Annotated in this window: 16 protein-coding genes; 8 read left to right on the forward strand and 8 right to left on the reverse strand. The window is 68.6% G+C overall.

Going from position 1 to position 16471, the window contains the following annotated elements; translation table 11 throughout:
• Genes B0293_RS17575 through B0293_RS17585 form a run of 3 tightly spaced genes read right to left on the reverse strand, consistent with a single transcriptional unit; the run spans position 1 to position 2589 of the window.
• Positions 1-777: an ABC transporter permease gene (locus tag B0293_RS17575; protein ID WP_005161675.1), complete on the reverse strand. Its 777-nt coding sequence runs from the start codon at positions 775-777 to the stop codon at positions 1-3.
• A complete protein-coding gene (locus B0293_RS17580; RefSeq protein WP_005161676.1) occupies positions 774-1949 on the reverse strand; it encodes an ABC transporter ATP-binding protein in 1176 nt (391 codons plus the stop codon). The genes B0293_RS17575 and B0293_RS17580 overlap by 4 nt, the downstream gene beginning before the upstream one ends.
• Positions 1942-2589: an ABC transporter permease gene (locus B0293_RS17585; RefSeq protein WP_005161678.1), complete on the reverse strand. Its 648-nt coding sequence runs from the start codon at positions 2587-2589 to the stop codon at positions 1942-1944. The genes B0293_RS17580 and B0293_RS17585 overlap by 8 nt, the downstream gene beginning before the upstream one ends.
• 302 nt (positions 2590-2891) lie before the next feature.
• On the opposite strand from B0293_RS17585, the gene B0293_RS17590 reads away from it, so the two are divergent.
• The 4 genes from B0293_RS17590 (at position 2892) to B0293_RS17605 (ending at position 5838) form a co-directional block, all read left to right on the forward strand.
• Positions 2892-3398, forward strand: a complete 507-nt coding sequence (locus B0293_RS17590) for a hypothetical protein (RefSeq protein WP_005161679.1) — start codon at positions 2892-2894, stop codon at positions 3396-3398.
• Positions 3399-3469: 71 nt separating this feature from the next.
• On the forward strand, positions 3470-4246 hold the full coding sequence (locus tag B0293_RS17595; RefSeq protein ID WP_005161681.1) for a YcnI family copper-binding membrane protein: 777 nt from the start codon (positions 3470-3472) through the stop codon (positions 4244-4246).
• Positions 4247-4810, forward strand: coding sequence for a copper resistance CopC family protein (locus B0293_RS17600; protein WP_005161683.1), 564 nt, complete (start codon positions 4247-4249; stop codon positions 4808-4810).
• Positions 4807-5838 carry a copper resistance D family protein gene (locus B0293_RS17605; RefSeq protein ID WP_005161685.1) on the forward strand — a complete coding sequence of 344 codons (1032 nt, stop codon included), beginning with the start codon at positions 4807-4809 and terminating at the stop codon, positions 5836-5838. Before B0293_RS17600 ends, B0293_RS17605 begins: the two co-directional genes overlap by 4 nt.
• 278 nt (positions 5839-6116) lie before the next feature.
• Here B0293_RS17605 and B0293_RS17610 read toward each other — a convergent pair whose 3' ends face one another.
• A complete protein-coding gene (locus B0293_RS17610) occupies positions 6117-6686 on the reverse strand; it encodes a dihydrofolate reductase family protein (protein ID WP_005161687.1) in 570 nt (189 codons plus the stop codon).
• A 211-nt stretch (positions 6687-6897) separates the two neighbouring features.
• Here B0293_RS17610 and B0293_RS17615 point away from each other — a divergent pair, with 211 nt between their 5' ends.
• A complete protein-coding gene (locus tag B0293_RS17615) occupies positions 6898-8973 on the forward strand; it encodes a tetratricopeptide repeat protein (protein ID WP_005161689.1) in 2076 nt (691 codons plus the stop codon).
• 213 nt (positions 8974-9186) lie between these two features.
• Here B0293_RS17615 and B0293_RS17620 read toward each other — a convergent pair whose 3' ends face one another.
• Positions 9187-10113, reverse strand: a complete 927-nt coding sequence (locus tag B0293_RS17620) for an aminoglycoside phosphotransferase family protein (RefSeq protein WP_280620892.1) — start codon at positions 10111-10113, stop codon at positions 9187-9189.
• The gene (locus B0293_RS17625) at positions 10073-11491 is read right to left on the reverse strand and encodes a helix-turn-helix transcriptional regulator (RefSeq protein WP_005161694.1); all 1419 of its coding nucleotides are present in this window, start codon (positions 11489-11491) and stop codon (positions 10073-10075) included. The genes B0293_RS17620 and B0293_RS17625 overlap by 41 nt, the downstream gene beginning before the upstream one ends.
• A 318-nt stretch (positions 11492-11809) precedes the next feature.
• Between B0293_RS17625 and B0293_RS17630 the strand changes: the two genes are divergently transcribed.
• Both B0293_RS17630 and B0293_RS17635 read left to right on the forward strand, forming a co-directional pair.
• Positions 11810-12184 carry a hypothetical protein gene (locus B0293_RS17630; protein WP_039919013.1) on the forward strand — a complete coding sequence of 125 codons (375 nt, stop codon included), beginning with the start codon at positions 11810-11812 and terminating at the stop codon, positions 12182-12184.
• Positions 12185-12197: 13 nt separating this feature from the next.
• A complete protein-coding gene (locus B0293_RS17635; RefSeq protein ID WP_039919014.1) occupies positions 12198-12587 on the forward strand; it encodes a hypothetical protein in 390 nt (129 codons plus the stop codon).
• A 318-nt stretch (positions 12588-12905) separates the two neighbouring features.
• On the opposite strand, the gene B0293_RS17640 is transcribed toward B0293_RS17635, so the two are convergent.
• Both B0293_RS17640 and B0293_RS17645 read right to left on the reverse strand, forming a co-directional pair.
• Entirely contained in the window at positions 12906-14162 is a 1257-nt protein-coding gene (locus B0293_RS17640; RefSeq protein ID WP_005161700.1) for an MFS transporter, read from the reverse strand.
• On the reverse strand, positions 14155-15477 hold the full coding sequence (locus tag B0293_RS17645) for a GH1 family beta-glucosidase (RefSeq protein WP_005161702.1): 1323 nt from the start codon (positions 15475-15477) through the stop codon (positions 14155-14157). The genes B0293_RS17640 and B0293_RS17645 overlap by 8 nt, the downstream gene beginning before the upstream one ends.
• Before the next feature lie 126 nt (positions 15478-15603).
• On the opposite strand from B0293_RS17645, the gene B0293_RS17650 reads away from it, so the two are divergent.
• Positions 15604-16245, forward strand: coding sequence for a TetR/AcrR family transcriptional regulator (locus tag B0293_RS17650; protein ID WP_005161704.1), 642 nt, complete (start codon positions 15604-15606; stop codon positions 16243-16245).
• Positions 16246-16471 lie beyond the last annotated feature (226 nt).

The raw sequence follows: 16471 nt of genomic DNA on the forward strand, positions 1-16471 counted from the left end.
TCAGCGCAGTCCCTTCGGTCCGAAGAACTGTTCCGCCACCGCGCCGAGCCAGTCCACCAGCAGCGCCAGTGCGACGGCGAGCACCGAGCCGGTGATCAGCACCTTCGTCAGGTTGAGCTTGTAGCCGGTGTCGATGAGCAGGCCGAAACCGCCGGCGTTGACGAACATGCCGAACGTCGCCGTGCCGACGGCCAGCACCAGCGAGGTCCGCAGGCCCGCCAGGATCAGCGGGACGGCCAGCGGGAGTTCGACGCGCCACAGCACGCCGGAGGCCGACATGCCGATGCCGCGGCCCGCGTCGATCAGCGACGGGTCGACCTGCTGCAGGCCGACCATCGTGTTCCGCAGCACCGGAAGCAGCGAGTAGAACGCCAGCGGCAGCGCCGCGACCCACAGCCCGCCGGTCGCGCCGGTGACGATGAACCACAGCACCAGCACACCGAGCGCGGGCGCGGCCTGGCCGATGTTCGCGACCGCCAGGAAGACCGGCGCCGCCCATTTCGCCCAGGGCCGGGTGACGAGCACGCCGAGCGGCACCGCCACGGCGACCACGATCGCGGTGACCACGATGGTCATCGCCAGGTGGTCGCGCAGCGCGGTGAACAGCCCCGAGGCGTTGAGGGTCGCCTTCTCCGTCGCGGTGAGGTCGCTGGTGAACACCCAGATCAGCACCCCGGCGACGATCAGCAGCACCGCCGCTGGCTGGGCGAACAGCCGGACCCGTTCGGCGCCTCTCGACGAGGACTCGGTGGTGAACCCGGTATCGACGGCCGTCATGCGGTCACACCTTCCGCCGGGTTGTCGTCGGAGTGCTCCTCGCGCAGCTGCTGGATGGTCGAGATGACGGTGTCGAGCTCGATCGTCCCGGCGTACTCGCCGCGGGCGCCGGTCACCGGGACGCTGCCGCCCTCGGCGAGCATGGCTTCGAGCGCGTCCTGCAGCGTCGACTGGAGGCTGACCGAGTCACGCAGCGGCTTGCCCGCGGTGGCCAGCGACGTCGCCGCGACCAGCTCGCGGACGTGCACCCACCGCATCGGACGGCGCCGCTGGTCGAGCACCAGCACGAAGTGCTTGCGCTGCTGGGTCAGCTTCTCGCGGACGTCCGACGGCGATTCGCTGACCGTCGCGGTCAGGGCGTCCTGTTTCAGCTCGACGTCGCGCACCCGCAGCAGCGTCAGCTGCTTGAGCGAGGCACCGGCGCCGACGAAACCGGCGACCGTGTCGTCGGCCGGGTTCGCGAGGATCGCGTCCGGGGTGTCGTACTGCAGGATCCGGGACTGGTTGCCGAGCACCGCGATCTTGTCGCCGAGCTTCACGGCTTCGTCGAAGTCGTGGGTGACGAAGACGATGGTCTTCTTCAGTTCGGTCTGGAGCCGCAGCAGCTCGTCCTGCAGGTTTCCCCGGGTGATCGGGTCGACGGCGCCGAACGGCTCGTCCATCAGCAGCACCGGCGGGTCCGCCGCGAGCGCCCGCGCGACGCCGACGCGCTGCTGCTGGCCACCGGAGAGCTGACGCGGGAAGCGGTCGCGGAAGTCGGCCGGGTCCAGCCCGACCAGGTCCATCATCTCCTCGACCCGGTCTTCGACCTTCTTCTTGTCCCAGCCGAGCAGCCCGGGCACCACGGCGATGTTCTGCGCGACGGTGAAGTGCGGGAACAGCCCGGCCTGCTGGATCGCGTAGCCGATGCGGCGGCGCAGGGTGTCGACGTCGAGCTTCAGCGCGTCGTCGCCGCCGATGGTGATCCGGCCCGACGTCGGCTCGATCAGCCGGTTGATCATCCGCATGGTGGTGGTCTTGCCGCAGCCGGACGGGCCGACGAAGACCACGATCTTGCCCGCGGGCACCACCATCGAGAAGTCGTCGACGGCCGGCTCGCGAGTGCCGGCGTAGCGCTTCGTGACGTTCTCCAGCTCGATTTCGACGCCGGATACGGATTCGGTCTCAGCCACGGACACCCCTTGAGACGGTCAGACGGTTGATCAGGACGTAAACGGCGTCGAGGACCAGTGCGAGGACGACCACGCCGAGCGTCCCGGTCAAGGCCTGGTTGAGGGAGTTCGTGCTCCCCGCGTTGGTGAGGCCGGAGAAGACCTCCGAGCCGAGGCCCGGGCCCTTCGCGTAGGCCGCGATGACCGCGATGCCCATGAGCATCTGCGTCGCGACCCGCATGCCCGCCAGGATCGCGGGCCAGGCGAGCCGCAGCTCCACCCTGGTCAGCACGCCGAAGCGGCTCATGCCGATCCCGCGCGCCGCGTCGCTGACCGCGGGATCCACGCCGCTCAGCCCGACGATCGTGTTCCGCACGATCGGCAGGAGCGCGTAGAGCACGAGGGCGATGACGGTGGTGTTCGCGCCGAGGCCGAACACCGGGATGAGGAGCCCCAAGAGGGCGAAGGAGGGAACGGTGAGGATCGTGCTCGCCAGCGCCGTGGCCACGGCGGACCCGATCGGGCTGCGATAGACGGCGATGCCGATCACCACGCCGAGCACGGCGGCCAGGATCGTGCACTGCACGACCGCGCTGACATGGAGGAGCCCTTGGAGGGCGAGTCTGTCCCACCGATCCGAGATGTACTCGAAGAGGTTCATCGCGTGCTGGTTCTCCCGCCGCCTCTGAGTGAGACTCCTCACCCATTCGGAGTAGCTGTATCGGGAGCCTGACTACCCAGAACGCTCGCGGTCAAACCCCTGTTTACCGCTTCTTGTCCTGTAAACGTTCCCCATTCGGCCCAATCAGGCAAACGCACGCGCCGCTCCGGGAGTGTCTTTTTCACTGCTCAACAGCCGGGAGGAGATCGACCACTCGGACGTACGTCGAATACTCTTCACCCGTGAGTAAGGGCAGCCATCACCGAAGCGCGCTACGCGTCGTACGTGGTGGGTTGCTCGGCGTGAGTTCGGCGGCGCTCGCCGTGACCGCTCACGTGATCGGGGACGGCGACGTACCCGATTCGGCGATGACGCTGTTGCTCACCGTGCTGATCGGCTGGAACGCGGCCGCGCTCGCCGCGAAGGCCCGCGGGCCGATGGCCACGATCGTCGACCTCGGCGCCGGTCAGGTCGTGATGCACCTCGTGCTCAGCTCGCTGAGCAGCCACGAACTCAGGCACACCGCGCTGGCTCAAAGCGGCCCTTCCCCGTCTTCGGGCGGACTCGCGATGACCGCCGCGCACGTCGTGGCCACGCTGGTCACCGCGCTGCTGCTGGCCAAGGTCGACGGGCTGCTGCTCGGCGTCCTCACCTGCCTGCGCGCGCTGGTCCCGTTCATCCTCGGCGCCCTCCCGGTTCCCGCCGCGACGGCGTCCCCGGTGCTCGCCCGTCCGGCGGGTCCCGGCCACCTCGTCCGCGTGGACCTCCGCCGGGTCCACGGCAGGCGTGGCCCGCCAGTGTTCTCCTGAACCCCAGCTCATCCCCCGTTTGTCCGGCGAGGTCCCCGAACCCGCCGTTTCGATCATGTTCAGGAGTTCCCATGTCCAAGCACGTCTTCAAGCGCGCCGGTTTCCTGGCCGCCGCCGTCGGCGCCGCCGGTCTGCTCTCGGCCGGGGTCGCCTCGGCCCACGTCACCGCCAACGTCTACGGCCCCCAGCCCACCAAGGGCGGCTACGGGTCGATCTTCTTCCGTGTCCCCAACGAGGAGAAGGACGCCGGCACCATCAAGGTCGAGGTCACCCTCAAGCCCGAGTACGCCCTCAGCTCGGTCCGCACCAAGCCGATCCCGGGCTGGAAGGCCGAGGTCGTCAAGTCGAAGCTGCCCACCCCGGTGACCACCGCGTCCGGTACGCAGATCACCGAGGCCGTCACCAAGGTCTCCTGGACCGCGGAGCCCGGCACCAAGATCGCCGCCGGTTCGACCGAGTTCCAGGAGTTCCAGATCAGCGCGGGCCAGTTCCCGGCCAACGTCGACGCGATCGAGTTCCCGGCCACCCAGACCTACGAGAACGGCAAGGTCGTCGAGTGGAACCAGCCGACCCCGGCCTCCGGCGAGGAACCCGAGCACCCCGCGCCGAGCGTGAAGCTCGCCGAGAAGACCGGTGACGGGCACGGCGGCGGCCACGGCACCGACTCCAAGGCCACTTCCGAGGAATCCCGCGCCGCTTCTTCGACGTCCGACGACACCGCCCGCTGGCTCGGCGGCGCCGGTCTCGTCGTCGGCGCGCTCGGTCTCGGCGTCGGCGCCGGTGCCACCCTGCGCGCCCGCCGCGCCACCGCCGTCTCCAGCAAGAGCGACACCGAGGGAACCGAGTAAATGCGCAAAGCGATCGTCGCGCTGGCGATCACCGGGGTGGCCTGGCTCGCCACAGCCACCCCGGCGCTGGCGCACAACGTCCTGATCTCCTCGGACCCGGCGAAGGGCGCTTCGATCGCCGCCGGGCCCGCGAAGATCACACTCACGTTCGACCAGTACGTGCAGAACGCGAACGTCAACCAGATCGCGGTCACCGGACCGGGCGGCGGCCAGTGGGCCGAGGGCCAGGTCGAGGTCCGCGACAGCGTCGTTTCCGTGCCGCTGCGGCCGCTCGGCCCGGCGGGCGAGTACAAGATCGGCTACCGGATCCTGTCCGCGGACGGGCACGCCGTGACCGGTGAGGTGCCGTTCACCCTCACCACCGCGGGCACCGGCACCCCGGCGAGCGCCGACGCCGCGCGCAGCAACGCGGGCCAGGCCGAGACCACCCCGGCGACCGGCGGCGAAGGCTCGTCCGGCGTGCCGATCTGGGTGTGGATCGCGGGCGCCGTCGTGCTGCTCGCCGTCGGACTGACCGTCGCGCTGCGCACCGGCGCGGGCGACAAGGAGAAGAGCGGGTCATGACACAGGCCGAGACCACCTCGCGCGCCCGCGTCGCCGTGCTGTTCTGCGTGGTGACGGCGGGCATCGTCGGTGCCCTGATCGGCGTCGCGCTGACGGCCACCGCCCCGGTCCCCGGGGTCGCGCAGGTCAGCGAGGTGGTCTCGGTCTCCATCCCGCTCGTGCGGGTACTGCTGGACATCTCGGCGGTCGCCACGATCGGGCTGGCGCTGCTTTCGGTGCTGGTCGGCTACGACCGGCCGAAGCTCTCCGAGCCGATCATGCGGCTCGCTCGGCCGGCGAGCGTCGCGGCCGCGCTGATCTGGGCGACCACCGCGCTCGTCGCGCTGATCCTGCAGACCGCCGAATACCGGCCGGGTTCCAGCACGCTGTCGATGTCGGACGTCGGGAGCTACATCGCCGACGTCGGCGCGGGCAAGGCGCTGCTGATCGTCGCGGCGCTGGCCCTGCTGCACGCGGGACTCGGCATCCTCTCGATGAAGCACGGCGAGAAGGTGCCCGCCGAGGTCCGCGTCGGGCTCGGCCTGTTCGCGCTGCTGCCGCTGCCGGTCACCGGGCACGCGTCGAACTGGAACTACCACGACTACACGATGATCTCGATGGAACTGCACGTGATGAGCGCCGTCGCCTGGACCGGCGGGCTCGGCGCGATGGCGGTGCTGCTCATCGGGAACCGGACCCTGCTCGCGCACGCGCTGCCGCGGTTCTCGAAACTGGCGACGCTGTGCCTGATCCTCGGCGCGGCGACCGGCCTGTTCAACGGGCTGATCGAGATCTCGCTCAACCCGTCGCTCGGGTTCTGGGAAGGCGTCTTCACCACGCCGTACGGGCAGCTGGTGCTGCTCAAGCTGCTGTGCACCGGCGTGATCGCGGGCCTCGGCGCCTACACGCGGTGGAAGCTGATGCCGCAGATCATCCGGCACAACCGCACGGCGCTGGCCGCTTGGGCGACGCTGGAGCTGACCGTGATGGGGCTCGCGTTCGGGTTCGCCGTCGTCCTCACGCGAGCCCCGGTCGTCGCGACCTCTTAGTGAGGGGTACGGCAACTGCGGCGTGATCGAGTTCGCTGCCGAGGAGACCTGGCCCACAGGGGCCGACCTCGAACGTCCACAAGGGACACCACTTCCGGTCTGAGTGCCCGTTTTGGGTACTTTGCGCGACCCCTTCGTGAATACACGAAAAACACCCAAAACAGGCGCTCCAGCCGAGGAATTCGTCCTTTATGGACAGCAGAAGTGGTGGCCGACTCCTCGCGGACCGGTTCCGGCCTGCTCGCCAGTGGACCCACCCGCCAGATTCGCCTTACCCCTCAATGGTTCTTCACCTCGTACCGCAGGATCGCCACGCCGTTTTCGAACGCCGTGGCCTCGACCGGCTTCAGGTCCCGCCGATCCTCGAAAAGGCGCGTCCCCTTGCCGAGCGACACGGGGGCGACCATCATCCGGACCTCGTCGACGAGGCCGGCGTCCAGCAGCGACCGCATGAGCGTCAGGCTCCCCCACAGCCAGAGGGCCTTGCCGTCCTGTTCCTTGAGTTCCCGGATGGTGGCGGCCGGATCGCGGGTCACGGTCGCGGCGGGGAAGTCGCCCCAGGGAGCGTCGTCGAGCTTCGACGACGCGACGACCTTGGCCAGCGCGTTGACCTTTTCGCCGTACTCGCCCTGCTCTTCGGCGTAGGGCCAGTAGTCCTTGGCCATCGCGTAGGTGTTCGCGCCGAGGATCATCGTGTCGACCGAATCGACGAGCCCCATCACGCTCGCCTTGAACGCGGGCTCGGTCTTCTCGGAGAAGGGCTCCCCCGGTACGAAGCCGAGCCCGCCGTCCTCGTCCGCGACGATGCCGTCGACGGTGACCCACTGCTGAACGATGAGCTTGCGCATGTCCGTCCTCCTGGTGCGTGCGGCCACGTCGGCCGCGATCGCCCCGGGGACGGAGCCGTCACACCGGTCTCGACATCATGGTGAGAATTTTTTCCAGCTGTGACACCGCTTGCTCCATCCGGCCGCATTTGGCCGGTTTCGCTGTCCTCTCCGGGCCTTCACCGGGATGCTCTACGCGATCGCTGGGGTTAACCCGATGAGGGGATGGTAAATGGGCGGCCCGTTGCCGGGTGACAGCGAAATCAGCACTCCGCAGGTGCCGCGCCAGCGATCGGCGGTCCGGCTCACCAGACAGGTGAGTTCGGGGCCCCGGCAGCTTCCGCCCGCGCCCGCGCACTTCACCAACCGCTCGGCCGAACTCGCCCTGCTCGAAGAGCTGCTGGCCCAGGACGACACCGACGGGCCGTCGGTGCACCTGATCAGCGGCCAGGGCGGGATCGGGAAGACGGCGCTGGCCACCGCGTGGGGCCGTCGGCTCGGTGACCGTTTCCCGGACGGGCACCTGTGGGCGGACCTCGGCGGGTTCAGCACCAACGGCCCGCTGACGACGAACGAAGCGCTCGGCCGGTTCCTCCGGGCGCTGGGTGTCCCGCCGGAGGGACTACCCGCGGGCGTCGAGGAGCTCACCGCGCTGTACCGCACGACGACCGCCGACCGTCCTTTGCTCGTCCTGCTCGACAACGCGGCTTCGACCGATCAGGTACTTCCTCTTCTGCCCGCCGGCGCGGAGAGCCTCGTGATCGTGACTTCGAGACGCCGCCTGGGCAAGCTCCAGACCGAGCATCGCGCGAAGCTGATCGAGCTGTCCCCCTTCGGTTCCGCGCACAGCGCCGAACTGCTCGGACGTGCCCTCGGCGCCGAGCGGGTCGGTGCCGAAGCCGACCAGGCGCGGGCCATCGCCGACCTGTGCGGCGGCCTGCCGATCGCCCTCACCACGGTCAGCGCCAAGCTGGCCGGGCGGCCCAAGATGTCGCTGGAGAAGATCGCCACCGAGCTGGGGAAGGAATATCGTCGACTGGCCACGCTCTCGACGAAAGAGGCGCAATCGGTGGAAGCCAGCTTCAACCTGTCCTACGACGAACTCCCCTCGGACGCGGCCGCGCTGTACGCGGCACTCGGGCTCCACCCCGGTCCCGACTTCGGTACCGGCGTGGCGGCCGCGTCGATCGCCGTCCGCCCCGAGGTCGCCGACGACCTGCTGGACCAGCTCGTCGACGTCGGGCTGCTGATCGACCGCGGCGACGACCGGTACACCTTCCACGATCTCGCGCGGCTGCACGCCAAGGAGAAGACGGCGGGCAACGAGTACGACCGCGACCTCGCGCTGCGCCGCATGCTCGAGTGGTACCTCTTCACCGCCTCCGCGACCACGGACCTGACCGTCCCCGATCAGGATCCGATCCCGTACCGCTACGAGTACCGGCCGCCGTCGCCGCTCTCGTTCGACTCGCCCGACGAGAAACTCGCCTGGCTCGAACTGGAGCGCGAGAACCTCATCGCCGCGATCGAAGCCGCGGAGCTCGGGCAGCTGCCCGAGCTCGGCTGGCAGCTCGCCGCCGCGATGTGGCCGCTTTTCCTGCTGCGCAAGCACTATCCGGACTTCCTGCGGGTGAGCCAGGCAGGCATGCGCTGCGCGCGGACCTGGGGCAACGCGTCCGCGGAGGCGCTGATGCACAACCGCAGCGGCGCCGCCTGCCGCGGCACCGGCCGCTACGACGAAGCCGTCGGGCACTACACGGCGGGTCGCGAAGCCGCGCGGACGGCGGGGAACGGCGTCGTCGAGATCCGGTCGGTCGAAGGACTCGGCCTGGTCGCCCTCCAGCAGGGCAGGCTCGACGACGCGATCGAGTGGTTCACCGAGGACAAGGTGCTCAGCGAACGGCTGGAGCGACGGCACGACATCGGGCTGGCGTTGATCAACCTCGGCGCGACCCGCGTCCGCGCCGGACAGCCCGAGTCCGCGATCGCCGACCTCACCCGCGCTCGCGACGTCCTCGAAGGCGACGACTACAACGTGGCCCGCGCCCGGATCGAACTCGGCCGGGCCCTCACGGTCACCGGGGATCTCGCGGCGGCGCGGGCCGAGCTGGAACCCGCCCGCGCCACCATGGAGGCGCGCGGATCGCGGTTCGAGGTGGCCAGGGCGCTCACCGCGTTCGGCGAGATCGCCGAGGCGGAGGGGAATCCGGACGAAGCCCGGAGCCTCTTCGACCGGGCACTGCCGATTTTCGTCGGCCTCGGCAGGCCGGAAGCCGACGCGCTGCGTAGGCGTTTGGAACAGCCGTGAGCCGACGATATCGATCGGTGCACCTACGACGAGGTGAACCCCGCGCGCTAAATAACTCAGCGTAGCTGCAAGTTGCACATTTGGGGGAGTGCTGAGCCAATAGAAGTGATTAGCCCGGGCGAATTCGTCACCGATTGATCGACGAATTCGGACAAGCGACGAACGGTCATTCGGCGTCGGCGAATGCACGTGCAGATGAGTGTTCCGGGTGAGTCATCGATACCGGTTCCAGCGCGCGCCGGTATGTCCGTTCCGCAGATCGTCCAACCGTTTTCGCAGCTCATCCCGTACGCCGGGGTGACTGCGAAGAATCGGGAGAACACTCGTGGTGAGCTTCAGTTCACGGATCGCGCGCAGTACCGGGAATCCGGACCAGGTGGTCACGTCGAATCCGTACCGCTCGGCGAACACGCGATAGCGGGCAGGTGGATCACCGAACCGTTCATGGCCGACGGCGAGCGGCGTGAGATCCCATTCCGGCGGGCCGACACAGGACGAATCGAAATCACACAGCACCGGTCCGTCCGGGCCGGAGATCACGTTCCCGGTGTGCGCGTCGCCGTGGACGAGGCCCCTGGGCAGGGGGAAGTCGAGCGTCGCGAGGGCGGCTTCGACCTCGGCGCAGCGCTCCAGGAGGAACCGCCGGTCACCGGAGGACAGCTCCTCCGCGTCCGAAACCCGGGCGCGGACCGCGGCGAACGGCGCCCATTCGGCCAGCCCCTGGGGCGGTTCGAGCGCGTGGACCCCGCGCAGCAGCGCCGCGAGGTCGGCCGACCTCGCCTTCCGGCCGGTCTCCGGCACCTTCCACCAGACCGTCACGAGATGCTCGCCGACCGGCAGCGGCTGCTCGACGCCGGGAACCAGGCGGATGGCAGGCACGTCGTGCCGTTCGAAATGCCGCGCGACCCGTACGACCGTGCCGACGCGGTGCCGCAGCAGGGTGGAACCGACGATCCGGACGACGAACGGCGCGCTCGCCAGCTCGTAGACGGCGTTGTTGGTGAACCTCAGCAGCCGGGCGCCGTCGGGGTCCACGCCCAGCACTTCGCACGTCCGCCCCAGGGCGTCACGCAGTTTGCCGGGCGTGAACCGGCCCTGCTCAGGCGGCGTAGAAGGAGTTGAGGCGGTCGGCGAGGTCACGGGCGTCCGCGTTGTTCCGGCGGCGTTCCGCCTCGACCTGCAGCGGCCGCATCCGGTCCTTCACCCGCTCCGACTTGATGCCCTCGGCACAGTCGACGGCCTTCGAGCCCACCTTGGCGCCATGATCGAGATCGCCTTCGAGCAGGTGGTTCGTGGCCAGCGCGCTGAGCATGAACGTCTTGCTGCGGGCCATGTCGTCGTCGTAGGACTCGACGGCCTTGGTCAGCGCCGGGATCGCGTACTTGGTGTGCTCGGCGTTCTTCGCGGCGAGCACGGTGTGCACGGTGCCGATCATGGCGTAGACGTCGGTCTCGGTGAAGAACTTGACCCAGGATTCGGCCTCGGCCAGGTCGGCGCGGGCGAATTCGTCCTTGCTCCGGCCGAGCAGCTTCGTGGCCTGTTCCTCGTTGCCCATCATCGCGTAGGCCCAGGCCTCGTTGGCGCAGAGCACGGCGACCGCCAGCTCGGAGCCCGATTCCTGGGCGGCGATCTGGCCGAGCTGGAACAGTTTCAGCGCGTCGTTCGGGGCGTCCTGGTGCAGGTAGACGCGGCCCATCCGGTAGAGGACGTTGGCCACCAGCGGGTGGTTGTCGCCCTGTTTGGCCAGGTCGAGCGCGTTCGCGAAGTGGCCACGAGCCGAGTCCATGAGGCCGGTGTCGAACGACGTCCAGCCCGCCAGGCTGTGCAGGTCGGCGAGCGCGACGTACAGCCGGTTCTTGACCATTTCGGTGCCGTTGGACTCGAGCATCTGCTGTCCCCAGGACAGCTGCGCGACCACGGCGTCGCGGCAGAAACCGCCGCCGTACTGGTAGTCGAGGGACCGGAGCGCTCTGGTGGCGGCTTCCACCTGGCGGACGTCGGTCATGCCGATCCGCCCTGGGGCGGGCGTTTTAGCCGGCCCCGACGACCATGTCCCCGATTCCGGACCGAACACCGCCGCACCCATCGTGACCTGGGCGGCGTGCGCGAGGAACCTCCGTCGCTTCACGGACTCGTCCTCCTCCGCCTGCTGGCCGTCGGCGGCGCCGACGACCTTTATCGCTGTCGCCTCGTCATAGGCGAGACCCATGTATCCCCGCGGGACACCCAGGCCGTCAGCGATGCGGGTGAGCACGTCGTACGCCATCACCTGGCGACCTTTGAGGATCTCGGACACCTCGGACTGCGACTGGCCGGTCATCGCGGCGATCTGACGCTGCGAAACACCGTGCTTGCGCAACAGGCGGTACACGGAGGAGATCTCCCGTGTCGCCAGCGCCGCCCGCATTTCCGCCTGTTCCCAGGCATCCGGCGGCACGGGGTGACTCTGGCGGCCCGAAGTGTTCGCGGAGTTCGCGTCCAAGCCGGCGACAGCGCCGCCACCGATACTGGCGTCCATTGCGCCCCCTCACAGTTCCGTTGGGGTCGAGAAACAGCGTAGGCACACCTATTCAACCGTGCGAAACACCGGATCGCCCGTCGTGATCGGCCCGGCAGAAGTCGTTTGACCGCTTACCGTGAAACCTCGTCCGGTCACCGCTATGACGGCGGTTCCACCTTCTATCGCACTCGGTTTCACATCACTGTAGTTGTCAGATCTCCGTGACCGACCAGCCACCGGCAGCGATCACAGAGAGCTACCAAGTCTCCGAACCCCCTACAGGTGCGGACACGCGGATACGAAGACGACGTGGAACGAGAGAGCGGAGAAGAGCCAGTGGAGTTCGTGGACTCGATCGCAACAGGCTCCATCCCCGCGGGACGGCCCGGTATGGCCACGCGCCACCTGCGTGCGGCCGGCCCCGCCGGTCAGCAGGCGGTCGGCCTCGCCCCCGGAGCCAACCGCCCGGTCTCTCCTTCCGCCCCGGTCGACCCCCGTACCGCGAGTGTGCGCCGTTATGAAGGCGGACAACTGATCTGGCGCGTGCAGTGCGGCGATCTCATCAGCCGTGAACGCGCCGTCACCGTGTTCGTCGAAGACAACCAGGTGGTTCTCGTCTCGCCCCCAGGAGAGACGGCGCGCCTGACGTCCGGCCAGCTCGGACAGCTCAGGGCGGCGCTCAACGAAGCCGCCAAGATGGCGGAAAGGTAACGGTGAGTTCTCCGTGGATCAGGTCCTAGGGCAAGTCCTCCGCAACGCGGTTTGGGAACGCCTCGACATGCTCTCCGATCTCGCGACCCGGGCCGACGCGCAGTCGCTCGTGTCGGTCGCCCGCTCGGAGCTCCCCCGGCTGACCGAAGGCTGGCGCGCGATGCTCCAGGCGCACGAGCCCGACGAGCGCGGGGACTGCCCCACCTGCTCGACCCGCTGGCACAAGTGCAAGGCCCCCTGCTCGGTATGGCAGGTCGCGCACGAGCACCTGGTCGCCGGTGGCCTCGCCCCCCAGCAGACCGCGGCCACCCAGCGCGTTCCCGGGCAGACCCGCGTCAGCCCCGCCGAAACCACCGGCAGGCACGCGCTGGTCAACCCGCGTCGTCCCGCCATCACAGCTTGAGAAGCCGGCGAGTGAACGGCGGTCCGAGCGCCCCCTCGGCAACCACGCCATGAGCTCGCCTTCGCCGGCAGCGGTTCGCGCGTACCCCCGAACGTGACGAGCCGCTCTCGGTAATCATCCCGGTCCCCACCGCGATTAATCGAAAATTATCGGCAGAACACCTAGCGAACGCAGTAATCGGTCGCTAGATTCATGATCACAAACGCAGCGCGATACCCGCCCCCGACGGCCGCGCTGTCATCCCCCGAACCCCGCGGGCCGGTGCCGTTGCACTCCCCTCCCCCGACCGGCATCGGTCCGCGGTCTCCAACATTTCTGTCAATTGACCGTTTTCACCCGCGTGACCAGCACCGCGGCGACGACGGTGGACAGCGCCGAAGCCGCGAAGAGGCTCGGATACCCACCCAGGTAGGCCAGGATCGGCGCGGTCAGCATCGGCGCCACCACCTGCGGCAGCGAGTTCGCGATGTTGATGACCCCGAGGTCCTTCGCCCGGTCCTGCGCGGCGGGCAGCACCTGCGTGAGCATCGCCAGCGCGACGGCCATGTACGCGCCGAACCCGACACCCAGCAGCGGCGACGCCGTGAGCGCGGCCGTCCAGTTCTGCCAGACGACCAGCAGCAGCGCGGCGACGGCCATCACCGCCGACGCGGCGAGGACGTAGGGCTTGCGCCGCCCGGACTTGTCGGAGAAGTGCCCGGCGATGAGCGCGCCGACAATGAGGGCGGCGCCGTAGAGCCCCATCATGATCAGCAGGCCGGTGTCCGGGTCTTCGTAGTGCACCGCGTCCTTGAGGAAGAACAGCAGGTACAGGGTGCCGAAGGCGTTGCCGAGGTTGATCATGAAGTGACAGCCCCACGCCCAGGCGAAGTCCGGATGCCGCCGCGGCGAGATCCACAGGTTCCTCAGCACGTCCCGGGTCCGCGCGGAGGGCCGGAACGCGACCGGCAGCCGCGCGTCCGGCGTGCGCAGGACGAACGCCGCCGCGCCCGCCAGCACGATGGCGGCGCACACCGCGTAGCCCAGCGGAAGCCCGGCGAGGTCGAGCATCACCACGACCACCACCGCGCCGAGCACGGTCCCGAGCATCTGGGCGATGCCGACCAGCCCGCCGACCTGTGCGCGCTGCGGCACGGGCACCCGGTCCGCGATCGCCGAGACCAGCATCGCGAGCATTCCGTTCAGGCCCGCCTGGACGAGGCACCAGCCGAGCACCATGACCGCGACGTTCGGCGCGAACGCGAGGACGAGCAGTCCGGCCGCGGCGATCGCCGCGCCCACGACCGTCCACGGATGACGGCGGCCGCGGGCGTGACAGGTGCGGTCCGAGAGCAGGCCGACGACCGGGTTGGCGATCAGCGCGACGACCGCGCCGACCCCGGTGACGAGACTGAACACGGCCTCCTTGTTGGCCGCGTCCAGGATTTCGGCCTGTTTCGGCAGGAGTACCTGGATGGGCGCGTAGACCCCGAGCCAGAGCGCGATGTTCGCGAAGAACAGCAGGCTCATCCAGCCCGCGCGGACCCGGGCGACCGGCTCGGCGAGCGCCTCGGGCAGATCCCTGACCTCACTCATGGCGGATCAGCTTCCGGTACCAGCCGAAGGAATCCTTCGGCGTCCGCTTCTGTGTCTCGTAGTCGATGTGCACGAGACCGAAGCGCGGCTGGTAGCCCTTCGACCATTCGAAGTTGTCCATCAGCGACCAGACGAAGTACCCGCGGACGTCGACGCCGGCGTCCATCGCCTCACGCACCGCGACGAGGTGGCTGTCGAGGAAGTCGATGCGTTCCTGGTCGTGGACGTGTCCGTCCTCGGCGACGACGTCGTCGAAACTGCATCCGTTCTCGGTGATGTGGACGGGCGGGAGATGCTCCCGGTAGCGGTCGTGGAAGCCGACGAGCAGCTCGCGCAGCCCGTGCGGGACGATCGGGGAATCGTTGGTGGTCATGGGATATCCCTCGATCGCGCGAAGCTCGAAGGGCAGCGGGTTGCCTTCACCGGGCGCGGCGACGCCCTGCGGCTCGTAGTAATTCACCCCGTAGAAGTCGAGCGGCTGCGCGATGGTGGGCAGATCGTCGGCGAAATCCTTCGGGAGATGTTCGACGACTTGTTCGGGATAACGACCGAGGAGCACCGGATCCGCGTAAGTACGATTGATCAGGGCGTCGATCCATTCGCCCGCGGCCTTGTCTTCCGGCGAATCGGAGGCGGGCCAGATCGGCGAATGATTGTTGGCCGTGCCGACTTCGCGGGCGCCTGCCGCGCGGAGGGCTTGGACGGCGAGTCCGTGCGCGAGATTCTGGTAGTGCGCGGTGGGCAGGGCGTCGAGCAGGAGCGTCTTGCCGGGGGCGTACTCACCGATCGCGTAACCGAAGATCGACATGACCATGGGCTCGTTGAGCGGGATCCACATTTTCACCCGATCGGAGAACCGCTCGCCCAGGATGGCGGCGTACTCCGCGAAGCGTTCAGCGGTATCACGGGAGAGCCAGCCGCCCTTGTCCTCGAGCGCCTGCGGGAGGTCCCAGTGGAAGAGCGTCCCCGTCGGCGCGATGCCGGCGGCGCAGACCTCGTCGATCAGTTCGTCATAGAAGGCAAGGCCTTCGGCGTTCGGTTTGCCTTCGCCGTCGGGCTGGATCCTGGGCCAGGCGAAGGACAGCCGGTACGCGCCGACGCCGAGTTCGGCCATCAGGGCGATGTCCTCGCGGAAGCGGTGGAAGTGGTCGGCGGCCACCCTGGCGTGTTCGGCCCGCGCGATCTTTCCCTCCGTTTCGGTGAACGTGTCCCAAATGGACTGTCCTCGGCCGCCTTCCCCCGTCGCCCCCTCGATCTGGAAGGCGGAGGTCGAAACACCCCACAGGAAATCGGACGGGAAGGTCGGATTCTCCACCGGCTACGCACCTTTCCTCTTCAGACTCGGCCGAACATGAAAAGTTCTCAGATACTATGCCTTCACTCGACCGTGGGGAACCCCGTCGGCACGATAAAGTCGCAGATCAGCGAAGGAGGAGCCCGAGTGTCCGACATCCAGGCCGCGAAACCGCAAACGGAGACGACTCCGTTGCGGCGGCAGCCCGTCCAGCAACGCAGTGCCAAGCGGGTGGAGCAGATGCTCGATGCCAGCGCCCAGCTGATCGACGAACTCGGTTACGACGCCTTGACGACCACGCTGATCGCGAAACGCGCCGGAGTGGCCGTCGGGTCGCTGTACCAGTTCTTCCCCGACAAGCGGGCCGTCGTGCAGGCGCTGACGCAACGCAATCTCGAACGGTTCGTCGCGTCGGTGTCGGAGACGCTGAACGAGCTCGCGCCCGAACACTGGTGGGATGTCGTGGACTCGATCCTGGACATCTACCTCGACATGCACCGCGAGGTCCCGGGATTCTCGAAGGTCCACTTCGGTGACGTCGTGGACCGGCAGCTGCTGGACGAGACCCGCGACAACAACGCCGTCATCGTGGACGCGCTCACCGACATCCTTTCGGCGCGGATCCCGTCGCCGCTGGACGACATCCGGTTCGCTTTGACGATCGCGAACGAGACGGCGGACGCGCTGCTGAAGCTGGCTTTCCGCCGTGACCCACGCGGGGACGAGCGGATCGTGGCGGAGGCGAAGTCGGTCGTGAAGGGCTACCTGGCGAGCAAATTCGGGGCTTGAGGCTCTGAGGCTTCTTGAGGGCTCCGGGCGGGTGTCCCGAGCGCCACGCTTGAGACGTTGAACGTCCCGTGCGTGGCGCTCGGGACCCCTTCCGTCACCGGCGGATCCCCCTTGCTCCATTCGTGTCCGCCGATGCCCGGAGCCCGAGCCTCACCAGTCACACAACCCCCACCAACCACGCCTTTACCCAGTCTGACCTGGCCTTATCCAGTTATCCACACAACCT

This window comes from Amycolatopsis azurea DSM 43854 (genome assembly GCF_001995215.1).
Lineage (GTDB): Bacteria > Actinomycetota > Actinomycetes > Mycobacteriales > Pseudonocardiaceae > Amycolatopsis > Amycolatopsis azurea.